This window comes from Burkholderia sp. AU32262 (assembly GCF_020419985.1).
Lineage (GTDB): Bacteria > Pseudomonadota > Gammaproteobacteria > Burkholderiales > Burkholderiaceae > Burkholderia > Burkholderia semiarida.
On sequence record NZ_JAIZRS010000007.1, the window covers coordinates 273,595 to 292,539 of the forward strand.

Genomic DNA, 18,945 nt, shown 5'->3' on the forward strand with positions numbered 1-18,945 from the left:
CGCGGCGCGCGCGGCGGCGTCCCGCCCGGAGGCCGCATGAGCACGCTCGCGACCGGCGGCGCGGCGCGCGACGCGAAAGCCTGGCTCGTCACGCCGGCGCTCGCGTTCATCGCCGCGCTGTTCATCTATCCGTTCGCGTACGGCCTCGTGCTGTCGTTCCAGCCGATGAACGGCGGCGGCGCGCTCGCGAACTACGTACAGTTCTTCACCGACACGGCGATGTGGCCGACCGTGCTCGTCACGCTCAAGCTCGCGGTGCCGGCCACACTGCTCAACGTCGGCATCGCGGTGCCGGTCGCGTTCGCGCTGCGCCGCCATTCGCCGTACCAGAAGTTCGTCACGACGCTGCTCGTGATTCCCGTCACGCTCGGCACGGTGCTCGTCGCCGACGGGATGCTCACGTACTTCGGGCCGAACGGCTGGTTTCCGCAGGCGCTGCAGGGGCTGCACCTGTACACCGACGAAGTGCGCCTCACGCACAACTACTGGGGCGTGCTGCTGTCGCTGATCGTGTCGGGCTTTCCGTTCGCGTTCCTGCTGATGCTGTCGTACATCAGCGGCATCGACCCGACGCTCGCGCGCGCGGCCGCGACGCTCGGCGCGAACCCGTGGCAGCAGTTCCGGCAGATCTACCTGCCGCTGCTCGTGCCGGGGCTCACGATGGCCGCGTGCCTGTCGTTCGTGCAGGCGTTCTCGGTGTTCCCGTCGGCCGTGTTGCTCGGCGCGCCGGCCGGGCCGACGCGCGTGATCTCGATCGCGGCGGCCGAAGCCGCGTTCGAAAGCTACGACTATTCGCTCGCATCGGCGATCGCGATCGTGATGGGCTTCGCGCAGTTGCTGGTGGTCGCGTCGATGCTCGGCGCGCGCCGCTTCTTCTACACGGGTGCGGTAACGGGAGGCAAGGGCTGATGGCGACCGACAATCATGCCGCTCGCACGTGGCCGCCGAAGCACGACGCCCCCGATGCGCGGCCCGTCGATGCAAGGAAACCGCATCGGATGAAAAGCAATCTCGCCGGCCGCGCATGGAAGGCGCTCGTCTGGGGGCTGATGGCGTTCTTCCTGCTGAACGTGATGCTGCTGATCGCGACCGTCGCGGTGAACTCGGTCGCGACGCGCTGGTTCGGCACGCCGCTGCCGCAGGGCTTCACGCTGCATTGGTATGCGAAGGCATGGGAGGATTTCCAGCTCGCGAGCGTGCTGTGGGTGACCGTCGAGGTCGTCGGCGCGGTCGTGCTGCTGTCGATCGCGCTCGGCGTGCCGGCCGCGTATGCGCTCGCGCGCGTGCAGTTTCGCGGCAAGCGCTTCGCGCTGCTGGTGTTCCTGCTGCCGCTGATGGTGCCGCCCGTCACCTACGGGATCCCGATGGCGACCGTGATGTACAAGATCGGGCTCGCGGGCACGCTGCCGGGCGTGATCCTCGCGAATCTCGTGCCGGCGCTGCCGTTCGTGATCCTCGTGATGACGCCGTTCATCGAGCAGATCGATCCGAACCTCGAAGCCGCCGCGCGCATCTTCGGCGCGAACACGTGGCGCTATTTCCGCTACGTGCTGCTGCCGCTGCTGGTGCCCGGCATGCTCGCGGCCGGGTTGCTCGTGCTCGTGCGCACGATCGGGATGTTCGAGCTGACGTTCTTCACCGCGGGCCCGAGCACGCAGACGCTTGTCGTCGCGCTGTATTACGCGGTGTTCTCGACCGGCGTGCGCGCGCCGCAGTCGATCGACGCGATGGCGATGATCTACATGGCGATCACGCTCGTGTGGGCCGTGATCGCGCTGCAGTTCGTCAGCCCGACGCAACTCGTGAGCCGCGTGAAGCAGGAACGGCAGTAGGCGGGGGCGTCGCACGATCGCGCGCGGCCGCCGTGCCGCCCAGCCGTCGTGCAATTGGTTACAAATGGATACCGCGCACGACACGCGGACGTTGCAGACTACGCGGCGTTCACCCGATCGACGGATATCCATGAAGTTTCAACTGCTGCTGACCCTCGCCGGCGCGTCGACGCTGCTGGCCGCCTGCAACCTGCTTCACGACGGTCCCGGATCGAGCGACGTCGACGCCGCCGTGCGCCGCGCGCTCGAAGCGGAAAATCACGGCGGGCTGAACGCGCTGTTCGGCCAGCCGCTGCCCGTATCGGCGGACGTCGTATCGGCGAAACCCGACGGCGACTGCAAGAAGCTCGGCGATCGCACGTACTCGTGCGACGTCGTCGTCACGTGGCGCAATGCCGATTACTCGCCGTCGCGCGCGAACCTGACCTTCGTGAAGGCGGCCGACGGCTCATGGCAGACGTCGGGCGTCGACGCGGCGCTCGTGACGGGCACCGCGAAGTCGCTGATCGACCATATCGGCAAGGCGTGGCCGGGCAATGCGGCGAGCGGCGCTTCGGCGCCGCAGTGACGCGCCGGCGGCGAACCTTCTTCTCCTTTCCTCGTGTATGCGGCCCCATCCGCGCGGGCCGCGGCGACATGTTTTTGATGAAAGGGCGCGACCATCGCGCCTATCTTGATTTGAACGCATCCTCGGTATGCGGGCAGGGTTATAGGGAAAACCCTTATCTCAAGGTATAATTCCGGGCTGAGAGAAAGGTCAAGATCATGCCTGAACGTTTCCAAGCCCTTGAAAAATTTGTGTTTTCCCTCGTCGTGATGTCCGCGGTCGTGTGCTCGGCCTTCCTCGCGTACGAGCGTCACCCCGAGATCAAGATCGCGCTGCACGAAGGCGAGGCGCTGATGCGCGAGAGCGCCAAGTACTCGGTCATCTGTTCGCCGTCGAAGGTCGACCCTTGCGTCGAGATGTCCGCCTACTGAGCCGGCTTTCCGCTTTTCGGACTGGCCTGATATCGGCATCCTTGCCGGTCTGAACGCGTTGAAGTAGCACCCATCAGATAGTCGGAAACCAGCCGCCAGACAGGGCCGAGGCACGAACCCTTCATGTGCCGGGTCGCTGGCGCAAGCAGCCCCGCATTCAGTCGGCCCCGCTTCGAGCAATCGAGCGGGGCCGTTCCGTTCGTGCGTGTCACACGACATGCCGCGGCTCGCCGCCGACGAACGCGGCGACGTTGTCCACGAGCTGATCGGCCAGCGTCTGCATCGCCTCGTCGCTCGCCCACGCGACATGCGGCGTCAGGATGAACGCCGGATGCGACAGGATCGCGTGAAACGGATGCGCGGCCGGCAGCGGCTCCTGCGTGATGACGTCGAACCCCGCGCCCGCGATCTGCCCCGACTGCAACGCCTCGACGAGCGCGCTTTCGTCCACGAGCCCGCCACGTGCGGTATTGATCAGCAGCGGCCGGCGCGCCATCCGCGCGAATGCGCGGGCGTCGATCAGGTGCCGCGTCGCGGGCGTGAGCGGGCAGTGCAGCGTGATCACGTCGCTGTCGCGCAGCAGCGTGTCGAACGGTGCATGGCCGTCGCGCGCGGTGTCGCCGTGTGCCGCGAACAGCACGCGCATGTCGAGCGCCCGCGCGATGGCGGCCACCGCGCGCCCGAGCACGCCGTCGCCCACGATCCCGAGCGTCGCACCGGCCAGGTCGCGAATCGGGTGATCGAAAAAGCAGAACTGTCCGCTGTCGAGCCAGCGCCCCGCGCGCACCGCGTCGCGATAAGCGACGAGGCTGCGGCGCAGCGCGAAGATCAGCGCGAACGTGTGCTCGGGTACCGTGCGCACCGCATAGCCGCGAATATTGCTCACGACGATCCCGCGTGCCGCGCACGCATCGCGATCGACGATGTCGGTGCCGGTCGCGGCGATCGCGATCATCCGTATCTGCTGCGCATCGACGAGGGCCGTCGCGTCGAGCCGCACCTTGTTCGTCACGACGATGTGCGCGTCGCGGATGCGCGCCGCGACCTCGTGCGCGGCCGTCCGGTCGAATGTCTGCAAGGCGTGCGGAAACGGAAATCGTTTCAGCACGGTCTGGGGCGACAGCGTCGCGCGGTCGAGAAACACGATCTTCGCGGGAGAAGAAACGGAAAACATGGCGGTCTCGCTGGCAAGCGCCCGATGGCGCGGAACGGCCCCGATTCTGCCGGCGGCGCGCGCGCCGTCGTTTGACCGTTGCGCGAGCGCGCTTTCCCGGACGGAAAGGCTGGCGCGTCCCGCTTGGCCGATACCGCGATCGCGCCGTCGCCCGCCTTTCCGTTTCGGAAAGGCAGGTTGACCATCGAGCGATTTTCGCCGGGCGCGAACGCCGTCATGATCGCCGTCATCGACAACGCGATTTCATCGGAGACAGTCATGACACGCCCCCTGGACGGCATCCGCGTGCTGGAACTCGGCCAACTGATCGCCGGGCCGTTCGCGGGCCGGATGCTCGCCGAATTCGGCGCGGACGTCATCAAGGTCGAGCCGCCCGGCGTCGGCGACCCGCTGCGCAAATGGCGGCTGCTGCACGACGGCACGTCGGTCTGGTGGGCCGTGCAGTCGCGCAACAAGACCTCGCTCACGCTCGATCTGCGCACGCCCGAAGGGCAGGACGTCGTGCGCCGCCTCGTCGCGGAGACCGACGTGCTGATCGAAAACTTCCGGCCCGGCACGCTAGAAGGCTGGGGGCTCGGCTGGGACGCGCTGTCCGCGCTCAACCCGGGGCTCGTGATGCTGCGCGTGTCGGGCTTCGGGCAGACCGGCCCGTATCGCGACCGCCCCGGCTTCGGCGTGATCGCCGAGGCGATGGGCGGGCTGCGCCACCTCACGGGCGAACCGGGCCGCACGCCGGTGCGCGTGGGCATCTCGCTCGGCGATTCGCTGTCGGCGCTGCACGGCGTGATCGGCGTGCTGCTCGCGTTGCGGCATCGCGAGCAGCAGGGCGGCAAGGGGCAGGTCGTCGACGTCGCGCTGTACGAATCGGTATTCAACATGATGGAAAGCCTGCTGCCCGAATATGCGGCGTTCGGCGCGGTGCGCGGGCCGGCCGGCAGCAGCCTGCCGGGGATCGCGCCGACCAACGCATACCGCTGCCGCGACGGCCGGTACGCGCTGATCGCCGGCAACGGCGACAGCATTTTCCGGCGCCTGATGGAACTGATCGGCCGGCCCGATCTCGGCAACGATCCGGCGCTCGCGCACAACGACGGGCGCGTCGCGCAGGTCGCGCGCATCGATGCGGCGATCGGCGAATGGAGCGCGCGCCACGACCTCGACGACGTGCTCGCCGCGCTGAACGACGCGCGCATTCCGTCCGGACGCATCTACGACGTGGCCGACATCGCGGCCGATCCGCACTACCGTGCGCGCGACATGATCGTCGACGCCGCGCTACCCGACGGCACGCCCGTGCTCGTGCCGGGCATCGTGCCGAAACTCGATGCCACGCCCGGGCGCATCGAGCGGCCGGCCCCCGCGCTCGGCGCGGATACCGACGCGGTGCTCGAATCGCTCGGCATCGATGCGGCGACGCGCGACGACTGGCGCACGCGCGGCGTGATCTGAAACAGCCATCGGGACGAAGACATGAACGCGCATTCGCAACGCCTCCACATCCACGAAGTCGCGACCCGCGACGGTTTCCAGAACGAAGCGGCGTTCGTCGACACCGACGACAAGATCGCGCTCGTCGACGCGCTGAGCGCCTGCGGCTACGCGAAGATCGAGGTCACGTCGTTCACGTCGCCGAAGGCGATTCCCGCGCTGCGCGACGCGGAAGCCGTGATGCACGGCATCGCGCGCGCGCCGGGCGTCGTCTATACGGCGCTCGTGCCGAACGTGCGCGGCGCCGAGCGCGCGCTGTCGTGCGGCGTCGACGAGGTGAACCTCGTGATGTCGATGAGCGAGAGTCACAACCGCGCGAACCTGCGGATGACGCGCGAGCAATCGTTCGCGCAGTTGCGCGACGTGATCGACGCGGTGCGCGGCACGGGTGTCGCGATCAACGTGTCGCTGTCGACCGCGATGGGCTGCCCGATGGAAGGCGACGTGCCGGCCGAAACCGTGCTCGCATGGATGCAGCGCTTCGCGGATCTCGGCGTGCACGGCTTCACGCTGTGCGATACGACCGGCATGGCGTTTCCGTCGCAGGTGCGCGACTTGTCCGGACGTGCGCGCGAGCGCTTCCCTGCGTTGCAGCTCACGCTGCACTTCCACAACACGCGCGGGATGGCGCTCGCGAATACGCTCGCCGCGCTCGACGCCGGCATCGACCGTTTCGACGCGTCGCTCGGCGGGCTCGGCGGCTGCCCGTATGCGCCGGGCGCGACCGGCAACGTCTGCACCGAGGAACTCGTGCACATGCTCGAACTCGACGGCTACGATACGGGCATCGACCTCGCGGCCCTGCTCGCCGCGGCCGCACGGCTGCCCGCGCTGATCGGGCATGACGTGCCGAGCCAGATCCTGAAGGCCGGGCGCCGCTCGGACCTTCATCCGCCGCCGCGCGCCGATGCCGGCGACATGCCCGCGCAACGCGCGTTCTCGTGAACAGCAACAGAAACATAAACAGGAGCGAATGCCATGGCGCTGATCGACCACCTCGATCATCTCGTGCTGACCTGCGTCGATCCGGAACGGACGAAGCATTTCTACACCGAGGTGCTGCAGATGCAGCTCGAAACCTTCGGCGCGGGCCGGCTCGCGTTCCGTTTCGGTAACCAGAAAATCAACCTGCACGTGCGCGGCGCGGAATTCGAGCCGAAAGCGCACGTGCCGGTGCCGGGCGCGCTCGACCTGTGCTTCATCGCGTCGGTCCCGCTCGACGACGTGATCGCGCACCTGCGGCGCGTCGACTGGCCGATCGTCGAAGGGCCCGTCGAACGCACCGGCGCGACGCAGAAAATCCGCTCGGTCTACGTGCGCGATCCCGACCTGAACCTGATCGAGATTTCCGAGCCGATCTGACTTGCCGGGCTCGGTCGCCCACGCGAGCGCCGGCCCGCCGCGCGCACGGCGTCGCAGTCCTTCGCCGAAAGCGGACAGGCACGCGCCGCGCCCGCCGATTCCGGATAGCCGTGCGCGGCCGCGCTACGGATAATGGCGCCACGGCGTCGGCCCGGCCGCCGCCTTCGCCGCGCGCACGGACAGACCTGCCGCGCACATCCGCAACCCGATCCAGGCGCTTCCCGAATGACGATCCTCTATCGCGGCATGGACCGTGCGGCGCTCGACGCCGCGTACCTGAACACGAGGGCTGTTCCCGATTTCCCCGCGCTGCTCGCGTCATGCCAGGCGCGCAGCGCGGCGCTGTACGCGGCGACGCCCGGCCGCCGCGACCTGCGTTACGGCGCGCAACCCGCGCAGCGCTTCGACTGGCTGCCGTGCGGGCAGCCCGACGCGCCGCTGTTCGTGTTCATCCACGGCGGCTACTGGCAACACTGCACGAAAGAGGATTTCGCGTATGCGGTGAGCGGGCCGCTCGCGTGCGGCTACGACGTCGTGCTCGCCGAATACACGCTCGCGCCGGTCGCGACGATGACCGATATCGTCGGCGAGATCGGCGCGCTGCTCGACCATCTCGCGGCCGACCGCGACGGCCTCGGCATCGCGCGGCGGCCGATCCATCTGAGCGGCCATTCGGCGGGCGGCCATCTGACGGCCATGCATCGCGCGCATCCGGCCGTCGTGTCGGCACTCGCGATCAGTCCGCTCGTCGATCTCGAACCGATCGCGCTGTGCTGCCTGAACGACAACCTGCAGCTCACCGCGCGGGAGGTCGACGCGTACAGCCCGTTGCGCCATGTCGGACCGGGCGCGGCGACCGTCGTGGCGGTCGGCGACGCCGAACTGCCCGAACTCGTTCGGCAGGCGGACGAATACGCGACGGCGTGCGAAGCCGCCGGCGAGCGGATCGCCCGCGCGTGGCTGCCCGGCATGCAGCACTTCGCGGTGCTCGACGACCTCGCGACGCCCGACGGCGCGATACTCGCCGCATTGCACGCCATCGCGCCGCGCTAGCCTCGCCGTATCGTGCGTATCGCATGCGCACGGCCCGGCGTATGATCGGCGTCAGGCCGGCGCGATGACGACGTCCCCCGCACGGCCTTCCCAGGACCCCCGACATGGTGAACCCGCTTCATTTCGATCTGCAGTCGCTGCGCGTGTTCGCGCTCGTCGCCGAGCACGGCAGCCTGACGAAGGCGGCCGAACACGGCCAGCTCACGCTGTCCGCGGTCAGCAAGCGCATCGCCGAACTCGAAAGCGTGACCGGCAGCGCGTTGTTCGTCCGGCACGCGCGCGGCGTCGAGCTGACGCCCGCGGGCCGCGCGCTGCTCGATCATGCGGCGAAGGTGATCGAGCAGGTGAACCGGATGGCGCACGAGATGAGCGACTACGTCGCAGGCGTGCGCGGCCATATCCACGTATGGACCAACACGTCGGCGATCGTCCAGTTCCTGCCCGCCGATCTCGCCGCGTTCCTCACCGGCAACCCCGGCATCAAGGTGAGTCTCGAGGAGCGGCTGAGCCACGAGATCGTCGACGCGATCGCGTCGGGCAAGGCCGATCTCGGTGTATTCGCCGACAACGTGCCGGCGCCCGGCATCGACCGGCGGCTGTACCGGCGCGACGAGCTCGTGCTGCTCGTGCCGCGCGCGCACCGGTTCGCCGTGCGCGACAGCATCCGCTTCGCGGATACGCTCGACGAGGACTACGTGGGCCTGAGCGACGGCAGCTCGCTGCTCGCGCGCATGACCGACGCCGCGTTCGCGGCCGAGCGCTCGCTGAAGCTGCGGATCCAGGTATCGAATTTCGACGGCGTGAGCCGGATGATCGAGGCGGGGCTCGGCATCGGCGTGCTGCCGCGCGATGCGGTGACCAGCGAGCGCGCGGCGCGGCTCGGTGTCGTGAAGCTCGACGACGCGTGGGCGACGCGCACGCTATGGGTCGGCGTGAAGGCCGGCGCGGTGCTGACGACCGACGTCGCGAAGCTGTTCGATTTCATGTCGGCGCGCTGAATGCGATGAGGCGATGAAACGGCGACGCACGGGGCACGCGTGCGTGCGCCCCGTGCCGCTCGCCGCGTCAAACCGGATTGATCTCGTCCTGGCTGCGCCGCGTGGTGAGCGGGCCGAGCACGCGCAGCGTGACGGCGACGATGCCGAGTGCGACCGAAATCACGCCGAACATCGCGCCCGCGCCGTAGTCGACGAGCACCGGCAGCAACACGAACGGCAGCGCGCCGCTGACGATGCGCGACAGCGCATAGGTGCTGCCGATCGCCGTCGAACGCACGCCGGCCGGAAAAATCTCGGCCTGGTACACGTGATACGCGTTGCTGAACACGTTGGACGCACACGTCGTCAGGAACCCGAAGCCGACGATCAGCACGGTATTGCCGGAATACGCGAAGCACAGCCCGAACACCGCGATCGACAGGATCGACACGATCACGAGCGTGCGGCGCTCGATCCAGTTGAGCAGCGGAATCGACAGCAGCGAGCCGATCGGATAGCCGATGAACGACAGCGCGATGAACAACGTGCTGTCCGTCACGTCGAAGCCGCGGCTTTTCACGACGGTGCCGGCCAGCGTGCCGAACCCGTAATAGCCGAAGCCCTGGAACAGGTGAAAGATCGCCAGCATCACGTAGCGCGCGCCGTACGGACGGCGACGCAGCAGCGCGATGCGCTCGCCGAGCCCGAGCGGCCGCTGCGGCTGGACCGGTTCCGCGAAATGCTCGGGCACGGGCACGCCGGCGCTTTGCGCGAAACGCCGCAGCGCCGCGTGCGCATCGGCCGTGCGGCCTTGCGCGAGCAGCCAGCGCGGGCTTTCCGGCAGCCGGTGCTGGACGAGTAGCACGTACACGGCGCCGAGGCTGCCGACCGCGAGGATGATGCGCCAGCCCGCGACGCCCGCCACATGCAGCGGGTTCAGCCACAGCGCGAGAAAGCCGACGAGCGGCACCGCGACATACGAAGTCGTGTAGGCCCACGCGGCGAGCCGCCCGCGCTTGTCCTTCGGCAGGATTTCGGACAGGAAGCTGTCGGCGACCGGATAGATCGCGCCGACGCCGATGCCGGTCAGGAACCGGCATGCCACGAGCATGTCGGCACTCACCGAAAACGCACCGACCAGCGAGAACGCGCTGTACCACCCAAGCGTGAGCAGGAACGCCTTGCGCCGGCCGATGCGGTCGGCCAGGCTGCCGAGGCACATCGCGCCGACGAACATGCCGATGAACGCGGACGCCAGCAGCAGCTTGAAATCGGCGCTTTGCCGGCTCAGCCCGTATTCGTGCTGCAACGCGGAGCCGATCGTACTGACGAGAAAGATCTCGTACATGTCGAAGAACAGCCCGATGCCGATCACCCAGACGACGAAGCGGTGCAACGCACCGACCGGCAGATCGTCCATGAAATCGCCGAGCGTGACGCGGCGGGCGGGGAGGGTCGTTGCGTCGACGCCGGCGCCTGCGGAGGCGGCCGACGTGCGGGCGGACGCGCGTGCGCCCGCGTGGCCGTCGAGGTCGAGGGATTGGCTGTTCATCGTGTCTCCTGATTATCGATATGCGGTGGCGCTGGGCTGGCCGTTCGCGACCGGCGTAACGCGTCGGTCGCGCGACGCGACGACAGGCATCGCCGGGCGCGCGCCAGCGCCTGCCATGCGGGCTGCGCCGATCGTCCGACACATGGTGGGCAAATCGGCGGCACGTGATAATTGAGGATGTTTCAAGCATCCTTTCCCGAGCAGAAAGGGTAGGGAGCGCGCGGTGGACACAATTCGCGCGGCAGGCCGTTGCGGCCTGCGTGGCGGGCGGGTGCGGATCGAAAACGATGCGCACCCGCGCCATCCGGCGAGGCCGGGAAAACCATGACGCCGGTGGCGTGGCCGCCGGCGCAACCGCCGCCAACGACCACACGGTCGTGCTCAATCGGCCGGCACGAACGCCGTCCCATGAAACACGCGCACGGGGTTCCCGCGCGCCAGCGCAAAGTGTTGCATCCGCCGCTGCCGGCGCGTGGCGGTCGGCCTCCCGCCGCACGCGCACCCGCAGCAATTCGTCGCGCGGGCCGCGGATTTGCAATGTCCTGTATCCGCGCCGACGGCCGATACAGTGCGATACACCGCCCGCGCGCGGCTTCGCTATAAAGCAGGCGTGACCTTTTTCGGAGCCCGTCATGTCTGCCACCCGGTTCAAAGGATCCTGCCATTGCGGGGCCGTCAAATTCGAAGTCAGCACGGCCATTGCGCCGGCCGTTCGCTGCAACTGCAGCCTGTGCCGCCGGCGCGGCGCGCTGATGAGCCCGATGTTCGCCGCCGCCAACCTGACGATCGTCGAAGGCGAGGGCGCACTGACGTGCTATCGCTTCAACACGCACACCGCACGTCACTATTTCTGCAGCCGGTGCGGCGTCTATCCGTTCCACCAGACCCGCAAGGACCCGGCCTGCTGGCGCGTCAACCTCGGTTGCCTCGACGGCGTCGATCCGTACACGCTCGACGCGACGGTGGCCGATGGTGCGAGTCTCTCGGTCGTGGAGGACGCATGAAACGCTGGCTAATGATCCTGCTGTTTGCCGCGGGCGGGCTCGCGACCGAAATCGCGCATCCGGTGCAGTGCACGTTGTTGTCGGTCACCCGTCAGCAAACCGGCAAGCGCCGCAAGCCGGGTTGAGCGCGGCGCGCGTCAGCCCATCGACCGCGATTATCATGCTTCCGATAAGATCGCATGCGATATATAATGCGATTGTCTGCGACCGTTCGCGTCGCTGGAGGAAGTCCATGAAATCGACCGAAACCCCGTCGCCCGCCGCACCGAAGCTGTCCGAGTTCCTGTGCTTTGCGATCTACTCGGCGAACCTCGCGTTCGGCAAGGCGTACAAGCCGATCCTCGACGAGCTCGGCCTCACGTACACGCAATACATCACGATCATCGCGCTGTGGGAGCAGGACAACCAGACCGTCGGCCAGCTCGGCGAGAAGCTGTTCCTCGAATCCAATACGCTGACGCCGATCCTGAAGAAGCTCGAGGCAATGGGTTACCTGGAGCGGCATCGCGATCCGTCCGACGAACGCCAGGTGCTCGTCAGCCTGACGAAAAGCGGCCGCCGCGTGCGCGAGAAGGGGCTCGACATGAACCTGGTCGAAGCCACCGGGCTGAAGCCGGACGAGTTCGCGAAGGTGCAGAAGGCGATCGTCACGCTGCGCGGCAACCTGATCCGGTCGACCGAAGCATAAAGGCACTCAGGCATGACGAGCGGCCGGCGCGTGAATCGCGCCGGCCGGATTGTCACGCGTGCGCATCGCCCAGCACCAGCAGGTGCATGTCGCGCCGTACGACGAAACCGAGCGCGAGATAGCGCTCGATCGCCACCTGGTTCGTCGTAAGCACGTGCAGGAACGGCGTGTCCGATCGTGCGTCGATCGACGCAATCAGCGACCGGATCAACCTCGCCGCCAGCCCTTGCCGCCGAAACGCGGCATCCACGCACACGGCGCTGATCTCCGTATAGCCGTCCAATTGCATCCGCTCGCCGGCCATCGCGGCCAGCCGCCCTTCGTTGCGCACGCCGATGTAGCGGCCGAGTTCGAACGTACGCGGGCCGAACGGGCCCGGCTGCGCGGCGGCGGTCAGCGCAAGCATGTCCGGCACGTCGGCTTCGCCGAGCGGGACATGTTCCGATTCATGTGCCGGGTCGAACGTCCGTTGCCAGATCATTTGAAGCAGCGTCGCGCGCCGGATCACCGACCATCCCGCCGGTGGCGCGATCTCGTCCGGCGTGACGAGCGCGGCCGGCCCGTGTGCGGCGACCAGCGCGCGCAGCGCGTCGAACGACGCCGGGCTCGTGTCGGCGAGCGCGGCAAACGGCGCCACGGGCGCCGGAAACCGCCATGCGCGGTCATTGCCGAGCGCAAAGCGGTGCTGTTTGCCCGTCAGCGCGTTCCAGACAACGCGATCGAGCACGTGCGCATCGCTTGTCGCGTTTCCGGTCATGGCATCCGGCATCGGCGGCTCCTTCGTGAAAGACGGGGGGGCCGCACAGAATAATCCGGGATGGGCGGGGATGCGGGTTGCGGCAATGCAAATAAAAGCGTATGCGATTACATCGCATACGCTTTATATGATGGACTTCAGCGACCGAATTCGTCGTACCACGCTCAATGCCCGAAATAGATCGAGCGCGCGGCCATGCGAATCGCGCCGCGACTGCCGGACTGCGTGGCGCCGCCGGCATCACCGCCGTAACCGGCTGTCTGCGTATCGGCCGCGACGGCGCCATCGTCGCGAATCCTTTTCAGCGCCGCCTGGATATTGTCCGGATAGTGCGGATCGTTGGGGCGATTCGGCTGGTAGCCGGCTTGCTGCAACGCGGCCAGTTCGGCACGCACTTGCGCACGCGTGATGGTGCTTTCTCCGGCAAAAGCCGGCGCGGCGACGGCGGCCGACACGGCAACGAGCAGGGCGGCAATCAGTTGGGTCTTCATCATTCACCTCGACAGGGATTCAGGAATTCAGGGGGGGCGCACCGCACGCCGGCCATCGGCGCCGTTCGCGCGTTCGTTCAATGACCGAAGTAGATCGAGCGTTCGGCAATACGCGTTGCCGGCCGGCTGCCCGACTGCGTCGCGGCGGCGGCATCGTTGCCGTAACCGGATGCCGATGCGTCGGCCGCCACCGCGTCGTTCGCATGAATGCGCGTCAACGCGGCCTGCAGGTCGTCCGGGTAATGCGGATCGTTCGCGCGGCCCGGCCGATAACCGGCTTGTTCCAGTTGGACGAGCTCGGCGCGTACTTGCGCGCGGGACACGACGGCTGCGTCGGCAAACGCCGGCGCGGCGGCAGAAGCGGAAACAGCGACGAGAAGGGCAGCGATCAGGCGGGTTTTCATCATTCACCTCGACAGAATGGAATCAGGAATAAAAGGACTCAGGGTTCACGTACCGGCGCGGTGCTCAGTGACCGAAGTACACCGAACGCTCGGCCACGCTTGCGACATCGCGGCGGCCGGATTGCGTCGCGGCGCCGCCGTCGCTGCCGTAGCCGGCACCCGCTGCGTTGGCGGCGACGGCGTCGTCGGCGTGGATCCGCGTCAGCGCGGCCTGCAGATCGGTCGGATAGGTGGCGTCGGTCGCGCGGTTCAGCGGATAGCCGGCGTGTTGAAGCTGCGCGAGCTCGGCGCGCACCTGCGCACGCGTCACGGTGGTTTCGTTGGCGAACGCCGGTGCGGCAACAGCGGCCGAAACAGCGACGAGCAGGGTAGCGATCAGTTGGGTTTTCATCATTCACCTCGATGGAAAAGGAATCGGGAATTCGGGAGGGCGGCGCTCGGCCGCCCGATGCAACGTTCAGACGATCCGGATGTCGACGTCGATGTTGCCGCGCGTCGCCTTCGAATACGGGCAGGTCTGGTGAGCGGCGTCGACGATGCGTTGCGCGACGTCGCGCTCGAGCCCCGGCACGCTCACGTTCAGCCGGGCCTGCAGGAAGTACGCGTTGCCCGCGGTGCCGAGATCCACTTCGGCATCGACCGCGAGGTCGGCCGGCAGCGTCACCTTCGCGGCACGCGCCGCAAGCTGCATCGCGCCGATGAAGCAGGCCGACCAGCCGGCTGCGAACAGTTGTTCCGGGTTGGTGCCGGTGCCGGCGCTGCCCGGCGACGACAACTGGATGTCGAGGCGGCCGTCGGAACTGCGCGCCGCGCCGTCGCGGCCGCCGGAAGTCGTATGCGTCTTGCCCGTGTACAGCACCTTGTCGATCTTGCTCATCATTTGCTCCGTCGGTTGGTTTGTCTCAGATGCGATTCGATCGCATGCGACGCAGTTTCCGCCTGACGACCTCTCTAGTCAAGCGTATTCGATTAAATCGTATGCGATATTTTGTATTTCAATGTATCCGGATCGTGTAGCGCCTTTCCTGACAAGCTTTTCAGACGATCCAGCCCCCGATTGCACGGTGCGCCGACGTGCGTGCCGGATGCCGGGTAGGGCGCGCGAGAACACTTGCGGGACCGGATGCCGCCCCACACGTCCGGCCTGTCATCACGCCACCTCGATCTCGGCGATCACGACCAGTATCACGGCGGCGTTGGCCGGCAACTGGTGCTGGGAGAACGCCGAACGCGCATGTCCGGCCTTGGCGCCGAGCACGGCGGCGAACAGGTCGGACGCACCATCGATCACGGCCGGCTGTCCGAAAAAGCCGTCGGCAGAGCTCACGTGCCCCTCGACGCGCACGATCTTGCGCAGGCGATCGAACCCGCCCAGATGCTTGCGGATTTGCGCAAGCACGTTCAGTGCCGCCAGCCGCGCGGCATGCTTGCCGTCGTCGACGCTCAACTGCTCGCCGACACGGCCGGTATAAGCAAGCTTGCCGTCGGCGAGCGGCAACTGTCCCGACACGAACAGCAGGTTGCCGGCTTCGCCGACGGCCGAATAGCTGCCGAGCGGACTCGGCGGTTCCGGTAATGCGAGGCCGAGTTCGGCCAGGTTCTGTTCGACGCTCATGTCGTGCTCCTTGCGGTAAAAGGGATCGGGCGGCCGGCGTGGCCCGTGAATCACTGTAGTCATGCGGCCGAAGCCGGTAAATGCCGGCCGCGCAATTGAGTCGGGACGTCATGTAACGAATCGCGCCCGCCGCACCGGCTGGTTTCCCGCACGAGATTCATGCACACTCGTTGCTTCACCGCGTCCCCCCCATGGCCGAGACGGCAGGAATCGCCCCATGCAACGACAATTCGACGATCTGCTGCTGGGCAGCATCGAGCTGTTCTGTCTGGCTGCCGAGCTCGGCAGCTTCACGCTTGCGGCAAATGCGGCCGGCGTCACGCCGGCCGCGGTCAGCCGGTCGGTCGCACGGCTCGAGGAGCGTCTCGGCGTGCGCCTGTTCGTCCGCACGACGCGACAGATCCGGCTGACCGATTCCGGCCGGCGTTATTTCGAGCAATGCCGCGATGCGTTGTCGCAGCTCGTCGACGCGGAGCGCGAAGCCACGGGCCAGCAGGCCACGCCCGCCGGCCTGCTACGGATCAGCATGCCGACGCCGTACGGGCACTATCGCGTGCTGCCGCTGCTGCCGGCGTTTCGCGAGCGCTACCCGGCGGTACGCATCGAAACTCACCTGAGCAACCGCAACGTCGACTTCGCCGAGGAAGGCTACGATCTCGCGATCCGCGGCCGCGCGCCGGCCGATTCGAGCCTGGTCGCGCGCAAGCTGGAGGACGCCGAACTCGTCGTCGTCGCGACGCCCGACTATCTGAAGCGCGCGGGTACGCCGATCGCGATCGCCGACTTGCACGCGCACGAATGCATCCAGTTCGAGCTGCCGAGCAGCGGACGGACGATTCCCTGGCTGTTCGACGACGGCGCGGATGAAATCGACGTCACGACGGCCGGCAGCTACGGCACGTCGGGCGACGTCCTGGCCGGCGTGACGCTCGCGCGCAGCGGCGCAGGGCTGTTCCAGACCTACCGCTTCATCGTCGAGCACGATCTGCGCGCCGGCACGCTCGTGGAAGTGCTGTCCGGCGTCGGCGGCCGGTCGCGGCCCTTCGTGCTGCTGTACCCGCATGCACGCTTTCTGTCGTCACGCGTGCGGGTGTTCGTCGACTTTCTCGTCGAACAGCTCGCGCAGGCGCCTGCCAACCGGACAGCCGGCACACGCGGCAAACGCGCCGGCGCATCGTGATAGACACGCCGGCTCGCGGCTTCGACGCCGGCGCTCAATGCCCGGCGCTCTGACCGCCGTCCACGTGCAGGATTTCCCCGGTGACGAACGGCGCCGAATCGAGATACAGGATCGCACCGACGATATCGCTCATCTCGCCCATCCGGCCCACCGGATGCAGCGACGCGAGCGTCGCGTGCGTGTCGGTCGCATGCATCGGCGATTTGATGATGCCGGGCGACACCGCATTGACGCGAATGCCGGCCTTTGCATATTCGATCGCGAGCGACTTCGTCGCGGCATTCAATCCGCCTTTCGTCAGCGACGCCAGCACCGACGGTACATTGCTGTTCGCGTGATCGACCAGGCTCGTCGTGATGCTGACCACATGGCCCGTGCCGTGCTTCTGCATCGCGGCAATCGCACGCTGCGTGACGTGGAAGAAGCCGTTCAGGTTGACGCTCGTGATCCGCGCATAGTCGTCCGCGGTGTATTGCGTGAACGGCTTTGCGACGAAGATGCCCGCGTTGTTGACGAGCGTGTCGACACGGCCGAAATGTTCGATTGCCGCATCGACCACACGGTGCGCGACGGCCGGATCGCCGATGTCGCCCGCGACGGTGACGAGATCGGGACCGTGCGACGGGCCGATAGAACGGGACGTCGCGACGACGCGATGGCCGCGTGCCCGGAATGCGTTGACCGTTTCCGCCCCGATGCCTTGCGATGCGCCGGTGACGATGATGACTTTGGATGCGCTCATGATGTACCTCGACAGGTGAATGATGTTCGGCCTCGATGCCGACCGGATCGATGAATCCGATGGGCAGACTGTAGGCGTGCCGGTCACGATTTCGAACACCCGCCATGGAGCAACAGTCTTGCGTCGCGGGAACAAATGACGGGAAAGGCGAGGGTCTGCGGCGATCGCCGCGCTGGAGTCGGGTACACCGCCGCGCCGGGTGCTCGCCAAGTCGGCGCGCTACGGGAGAATGTCGGCGCGGGGCGGGATCGTGCCTGATGGACCGATTTTCCGGGAGCTTGAAGCGTCGATTCGTTTGCCACGAAAACACGGGGTTGGATAAGAAAATACCTCTATCCGGATAACTTTTCTTATCACGATAGCACTATCGAAAATCCAAACTCGCCACTTCAAAAACGCGTATGACGTCGAGCGCGTCGTCGAATCGAAGGGCAGGGAAGCGACCGCGCCGTCACGCCGGCGCGTTCCTCCGCGCAAACAGCAGCGTCAACACCTCCGCCGTCGCGTGCGCGACATCGTGTGCGGTCGTATCGACCAGCGCATGCGCGCATTCGCGATACAGCGGGTCGCGCGTCCGGTACAGCGCGGCGAGCGTCTGCCGCGGTTCGCCCGCCTGCAGCAGCGGCCGCCGCCGCGTGTCGTCGCGCGTACGCCGCCACAGCACATCGGGATCCGCATGCAGATAGATCACGCTGCCGCGCTCGCTCAGGCGTGCGCGGGTGTGCGGATTCAGGACCGAGCCGCCGCCGGTCGCCACGACCACGTTCGCGCGCTGCGTCAGCTCGTCGACGATATGCGCTTCGAGCAGCCGAAAGCCGCCTTCGCCGACCACGTCGAACAGCGCGGCGACCGAGCGGCCGGTGCGCCGCTCGATCTCGTCGTCGCTGTCGGCGAACGCCCAGCCGAGCGAAGCCGCGAGCGCGCGGCCAAGCGTCGATTTGCCCGCGCCCATCATGCCGACCAGAAACGCGCGCCCGCCGGCCGTCTCGACGGCGGGGCTCATAACCGTCGCGCGAGCGGCCAGCCGGCCCGCGTCGCCAGGCAGATCCGTCGCGCGCGCACCGCGTCCGACAGCGTGTCGAGCGCCGCGCCGGTCGACGCGTCATCGGCGTCGAGCAACGCGCCGAGCACCTGCTCGTCCGGATCGCAGGCCGCGATGTGCTCGGCTGCATCCGCCGCGATGGTCCGCGGCGTGCGTTCAGGCGCCGCGTCGCGCTCGGGCCGCCGCCACCTGCCGTGCAGATCGCGCCATCGCACGACCAGCCCGTAGAGCAGCGCACCGCCCGGCACGGCCGCGTCGTCGGGTACCGCTGCCGAATCGTCGGCCGTCGTACACCGTGTGACCCAGCTCGCGAATTCGAGCAGCGATGCATCGTGGGCAACCGTCGCCGCGTCGAGCGCCACGGCCACGCCGGCATCCCGCAGCCGGCCGAGCAGCGTCCGCACGCCGTCGTGCGCACCGCCGCACGGCTGCAGCAGCACTTCCAGCTCGTCCTCGTGGCGGCACGCGAGCGCACGGTGCCGCTCGAGCGCGGCGGGCTCGAGCAGCGCCTGCGCCGCATGCCGGACGATCACGATCGCGCGATCGTCCCGCCGCTCGACGATCGCACCGATCCGGCGCCGGGCGCGCGCCACCGCGCAGCTCACG

General features: G+C 67.7%; 24 protein-coding genes. 13 read left to right on the forward strand and 11 right to left on the reverse strand.

Going from position 1 to position 18,945, the window contains the following annotated elements; translation table 11 throughout:
- Positions 1 to 36 precede the first annotated feature (36 nt).
- The 4 genes from LGN10_RS11320 to LGN10_RS11335 all read left to right on the forward strand — a co-directional run bounded on the left by LGN10_RS11320 (position 37) and on the right by LGN10_RS11335 (position 2,810).
- A complete protein-coding gene (locus LGN10_RS11320; protein ID WP_059585335.1) occupies positions 37 to 909 on the forward strand; it encodes an ABC transporter permease in 873 nt (290 codons plus the stop codon).
- Positions 909 to 1,832 (forward strand): ABC transporter permease, encoded by a 924-nt coding sequence (locus LGN10_RS11325; RefSeq protein WP_226223344.1) that lies wholly within the window; start codon positions 909 to 911, stop codon positions 1,830 to 1,832. The genes LGN10_RS11320 and LGN10_RS11325 overlap by 1 nt, the downstream gene beginning before the upstream one ends.
- 130 nt (positions 1,833 to 1,962) lie before the next feature.
- On the forward strand, positions 1,963 to 2,400 hold the full coding sequence (locus LGN10_RS11330; RefSeq protein WP_059643406.1) for a hypothetical protein: 438 nt from the start codon (positions 1,963 to 1,965) through the stop codon (positions 2,398 to 2,400).
- 197 nt (positions 2,401 to 2,597) lie between these two features.
- Positions 2,598 to 2,810 (forward strand): hypothetical protein, encoded by a 213-nt coding sequence (locus tag LGN10_RS11335; protein WP_059585338.1) that lies wholly within the window; start codon positions 2,598 to 2,600, stop codon positions 2,808 to 2,810.
- Positions 2,811 to 3,018: 208 nt separating this feature from the next.
- Here LGN10_RS11335 and LGN10_RS11340 read toward each other — a convergent pair whose 3' ends face one another.
- A complete protein-coding gene (locus LGN10_RS11340; protein ID WP_226223345.1) occupies positions 3,019 to 3,984 on the reverse strand; it encodes a D-2-hydroxyacid dehydrogenase in 966 nt (321 codons plus the stop codon).
- A gap of 258 nt (positions 3,985 to 4,242) precedes the next feature.
- On the opposite strand from LGN10_RS11340, the gene LGN10_RS11345 reads away from it, so the two are divergent.
- The 5 genes from LGN10_RS11345 to LGN10_RS11365 all read left to right on the forward strand — a co-directional run bounded on the left by LGN10_RS11345 (position 4,243) and on the right by LGN10_RS11365 (position 8,885).
- The gene (locus LGN10_RS11345) at positions 4,243 to 5,433 is read left to right on the forward strand and encodes a CaiB/BaiF CoA transferase family protein (RefSeq protein ID WP_060966914.1); all 1,191 of its coding nucleotides are present in this window, start codon (positions 4,243 to 4,245) and stop codon (positions 5,431 to 5,433) included.
- Positions 5,434 to 5,454: 21 nt separating this feature from the next.
- Positions 5,455 to 6,417: a hydroxymethylglutaryl-CoA lyase gene (locus LGN10_RS11350; protein ID WP_226223347.1), complete on the forward strand. Its 963-nt coding sequence runs from the start codon at positions 5,455 to 5,457 to the stop codon at positions 6,415 to 6,417.
- A 33-nt stretch (positions 6,418 to 6,450) separates the two neighbouring features.
- On the forward strand, positions 6,451 to 6,834 hold the full coding sequence (locus LGN10_RS11355; protein WP_034207330.1) for a VOC family protein: 384 nt from the start codon (positions 6,451 to 6,453) through the stop codon (positions 6,832 to 6,834).
- A gap of 225 nt (positions 6,835 to 7,059) precedes the next feature.
- Complete coding sequence (locus LGN10_RS11360; RefSeq protein ID WP_226223349.1) at positions 7,060 to 7,887, forward strand: alpha/beta hydrolase; 828 nt, start codon at positions 7,060 to 7,062, stop codon at positions 7,885 to 7,887.
- Between the two features lie 104 nt (positions 7,888 to 7,991).
- A complete protein-coding gene (locus LGN10_RS11365) occupies positions 7,992 to 8,885 on the forward strand; it encodes a LysR family transcriptional regulator (protein WP_226223351.1) in 894 nt (297 codons plus the stop codon).
- A 67-nt stretch (positions 8,886 to 8,952) separates the two neighbouring features.
- Here the strand turns inward: LGN10_RS11365 and LGN10_RS11370 are convergent, their stop codons facing one another.
- Positions 8,953 to 10,416: an MFS transporter gene (locus LGN10_RS11370; RefSeq protein ID WP_226223353.1), complete on the reverse strand. Its 1,464-nt coding sequence runs from the start codon at positions 10,414 to 10,416 to the stop codon at positions 8,953 to 8,955.
- Between the two features lie 632 nt (positions 10,417 to 11,048).
- Between LGN10_RS11370 and LGN10_RS11375 the strand changes: the two genes are divergently transcribed.
- From LGN10_RS11375 to LGN10_RS11380, 3 genes are all read left to right on the forward strand, one after another.
- Complete coding sequence (locus LGN10_RS11375) at positions 11,049 to 11,420, forward strand: GFA family protein (protein WP_059585349.1); 372 nt, start codon at positions 11,049 to 11,051, stop codon at positions 11,418 to 11,420.
- Positions 11,417 to 11,545: a hypothetical protein gene (locus LGN10_RS33510; RefSeq protein ID WP_264163121.1), complete on the forward strand. Its 129-nt coding sequence runs from the start codon at positions 11,417 to 11,419 to the stop codon at positions 11,543 to 11,545. The genes LGN10_RS11375 and LGN10_RS33510 overlap by 4 nt, the downstream gene beginning before the upstream one ends.
- A gap of 107 nt (positions 11,546 to 11,652) precedes the next feature.
- Positions 11,653 to 12,108, forward strand: coding sequence for a MarR family winged helix-turn-helix transcriptional regulator (locus tag LGN10_RS11380; protein ID WP_226223355.1), 456 nt, complete (start codon positions 11,653 to 11,655; stop codon positions 12,106 to 12,108).
- A 52-nt stretch (positions 12,109 to 12,160) separates the two neighbouring features.
- Here the strand turns inward: LGN10_RS11380 and LGN10_RS11385 are convergent, their stop codons facing one another.
- From LGN10_RS11385 to LGN10_RS11410, 6 genes are all read right to left on the reverse strand, one after another.
- Positions 12,161 to 12,877, reverse strand: a complete 717-nt coding sequence (locus LGN10_RS11385) for a GNAT family N-acetyltransferase (RefSeq protein ID WP_226223357.1) — start codon at positions 12,875 to 12,877, stop codon at positions 12,161 to 12,163.
- Positions 12,878 to 13,029: 152 nt separating this feature from the next.
- Positions 13,030 to 13,359, reverse strand: coding sequence for a DUF4148 domain-containing protein (locus LGN10_RS11390; protein ID WP_226223359.1), 330 nt, complete (start codon positions 13,357 to 13,359; stop codon positions 13,030 to 13,032).
- A gap of 74 nt (positions 13,360 to 13,433) precedes the next feature.
- The gene (locus LGN10_RS11395) at positions 13,434 to 13,760 is read right to left on the reverse strand and encodes a DUF4148 domain-containing protein (protein ID WP_059643484.1); all 327 of its coding nucleotides are present in this window, start codon (positions 13,758 to 13,760) and stop codon (positions 13,434 to 13,436) included.
- 64 nt (positions 13,761 to 13,824) lie between these two features.
- Positions 13,825 to 14,151, reverse strand: coding sequence for a DUF4148 domain-containing protein (locus LGN10_RS11400; RefSeq protein WP_226223360.1), 327 nt, complete (start codon positions 14,149 to 14,151; stop codon positions 13,825 to 13,827).
- A 66-nt stretch (positions 14,152 to 14,217) separates the two neighbouring features.
- Complete coding sequence (locus LGN10_RS11405; protein ID WP_059585376.1) at positions 14,218 to 14,637, reverse strand: organic hydroperoxide resistance protein; 420 nt, start codon at positions 14,635 to 14,637, stop codon at positions 14,218 to 14,220.
- A 273-nt stretch (positions 14,638 to 14,910) separates the two neighbouring features.
- Positions 14,911 to 15,375, reverse strand: a complete 465-nt coding sequence (locus tag LGN10_RS11410; RefSeq protein ID WP_226223361.1) for a RidA family protein — start codon at positions 15,373 to 15,375, stop codon at positions 14,911 to 14,913.
- A gap of 217 nt (positions 15,376 to 15,592) precedes the next feature.
- On the opposite strand from LGN10_RS11410, the gene LGN10_RS11415 reads away from it, so the two are divergent.
- Positions 15,593 to 16,555 (forward strand): LysR family transcriptional regulator, encoded by a 963-nt coding sequence (locus tag LGN10_RS11415; protein WP_226223362.1) that lies wholly within the window; start codon positions 15,593 to 15,595, stop codon positions 16,553 to 16,555.
- A gap of 34 nt (positions 16,556 to 16,589) precedes the next feature.
- On the opposite strand, the gene LGN10_RS11420 is transcribed toward LGN10_RS11415, so the two are convergent.
- The 3 genes from LGN10_RS11420 to LGN10_RS11430 all read right to left on the reverse strand — a co-directional run bounded on the left by LGN10_RS11420 (position 16,590) and on the right by LGN10_RS11430 (position 18,944).
- Complete coding sequence (locus LGN10_RS11420) at positions 16,590 to 17,297, reverse strand: SDR family NAD(P)-dependent oxidoreductase (protein ID WP_226223363.1); 708 nt, start codon at positions 17,295 to 17,297, stop codon at positions 16,590 to 16,592.
- A gap of 451 nt (positions 17,298 to 17,748) precedes the next feature.
- Positions 17,749 to 18,300, reverse strand: coding sequence for a shikimate kinase (locus LGN10_RS11425; protein WP_226223364.1), 552 nt, complete (start codon positions 18,298 to 18,300; stop codon positions 17,749 to 17,751).
- On the reverse strand, positions 18,297 to 18,944 hold the full coding sequence (locus LGN10_RS11430) for a hypothetical protein (protein WP_226223366.1): 648 nt from the start codon (positions 18,942 to 18,944) through the stop codon (positions 18,297 to 18,299). Before LGN10_RS11430 ends, LGN10_RS11425 begins: the two co-directional genes overlap by 4 nt.
- Between the last annotated feature and the right edge of the window lies 1 nt (position 18,945).

Coding starts and splice junctions, on each gene's coding strand:
- LGN10_RS11320 (WP_059585335.1), top strand. CDS start 37: ATGAGCACGCTCGCGACCGGCGGCGCGGCGCGCGACGCGAAAGCCTGG.
- LGN10_RS11325 (WP_226223344.1), top strand. CDS start 909: ATGGCGACCGACAATCATGCCGCTCGCACGTGGCCGCCGAAGCACGAC.
- LGN10_RS11330 (WP_059643406.1), top strand. CDS start 1,963: ATGAAGTTTCAACTGCTGCTGACCCTCGCCGGCGCGTCGACGCTGCTG.
- LGN10_RS11335 (WP_059585338.1), top strand. CDS start 2,598: ATGCCTGAACGTTTCCAAGCCCTTGAAAAATTTGTGTTTTCCCTCGTC.
- LGN10_RS11340 (WP_226223345.1), bottom strand. CDS start 3,984: ATGTTTTCCGTTTCTTCTCCCGCGAAGATCGTGTTTCTCGACCGCGCG.
- LGN10_RS11345 (WP_060966914.1), top strand. CDS start 4,243: ATGACACGCCCCCTGGACGGCATCCGCGTGCTGGAACTCGGCCAACTG.
- LGN10_RS11350 (WP_226223347.1), top strand. CDS start 5,455: ATGAACGCGCATTCGCAACGCCTCCACATCCACGAAGTCGCGACCCGC.
- LGN10_RS11355 (WP_034207330.1), top strand. CDS start 6,451: ATGGCGCTGATCGACCACCTCGATCATCTCGTGCTGACCTGCGTCGAT.
- LGN10_RS11360 (WP_226223349.1), top strand. CDS start 7,060: ATGACGATCCTCTATCGCGGCATGGACCGTGCGGCGCTCGACGCCGCG.
- LGN10_RS11365 (WP_226223351.1), top strand. CDS start 7,992: ATGGTGAACCCGCTTCATTTCGATCTGCAGTCGCTGCGCGTGTTCGCG.
- LGN10_RS11370 (WP_226223353.1), bottom strand. CDS start 10,416: ATGAACAGCCAATCCCTCGACCTCGACGGCCACGCGGGCGCACGCGCG.
- LGN10_RS11375 (WP_059585349.1), top strand. CDS start 11,049: ATGTCTGCCACCCGGTTCAAAGGATCCTGCCATTGCGGGGCCGTCAAA.
- LGN10_RS33510 (WP_264163121.1), top strand. CDS start 11,417: ATGAAACGCTGGCTAATGATCCTGCTGTTTGCCGCGGGCGGGCTCGCG.
- LGN10_RS11380 (WP_226223355.1), top strand. CDS start 11,653: ATGAAATCGACCGAAACCCCGTCGCCCGCCGCACCGAAGCTGTCCGAG.
- LGN10_RS11385 (WP_226223357.1), bottom strand. CDS start 12,877: ATGCCGGATGCCATGACCGGAAACGCGACAAGCGATGCGCACGTGCTC.
- LGN10_RS11390 (WP_226223359.1), bottom strand. CDS start 13,359: ATGATGAAGACCCAACTGATTGCCGCCCTGCTCGTTGCCGTGTCGGCC.
- LGN10_RS11395 (WP_059643484.1), bottom strand. CDS start 13,760: ATGAAAACCCGCCTGATCGCTGCCCTTCTCGTCGCTGTTTCCGCTTCT.
- LGN10_RS11400 (WP_226223360.1), bottom strand. CDS start 14,151: ATGAAAACCCAACTGATCGCTACCCTGCTCGTCGCTGTTTCGGCCGCT.
- LGN10_RS11405 (WP_059585376.1), bottom strand. CDS start 14,637: ATGAGCAAGATCGACAAGGTGCTGTACACGGGCAAGACGCATACGACT.
- LGN10_RS11410 (WP_226223361.1), bottom strand. CDS start 15,375: ATGAGCGTCGAACAGAACCTGGCCGAACTCGGCCTCGCATTACCGGAA.
- LGN10_RS11415 (WP_226223362.1), top strand. CDS start 15,593: ATGCAACGACAATTCGACGATCTGCTGCTGGGCAGCATCGAGCTGTTC.
- LGN10_RS11420 (WP_226223363.1), bottom strand. CDS start 17,297: ATGAGCGCATCCAAAGTCATCATCGTCACCGGCGCATCGCAAGGCATC.
- LGN10_RS11425 (WP_226223364.1), bottom strand. CDS start 18,300: ATGAGCCCCGCCGTCGAGACGGCCGGCGGGCGCGCGTTTCTGGTCGGC.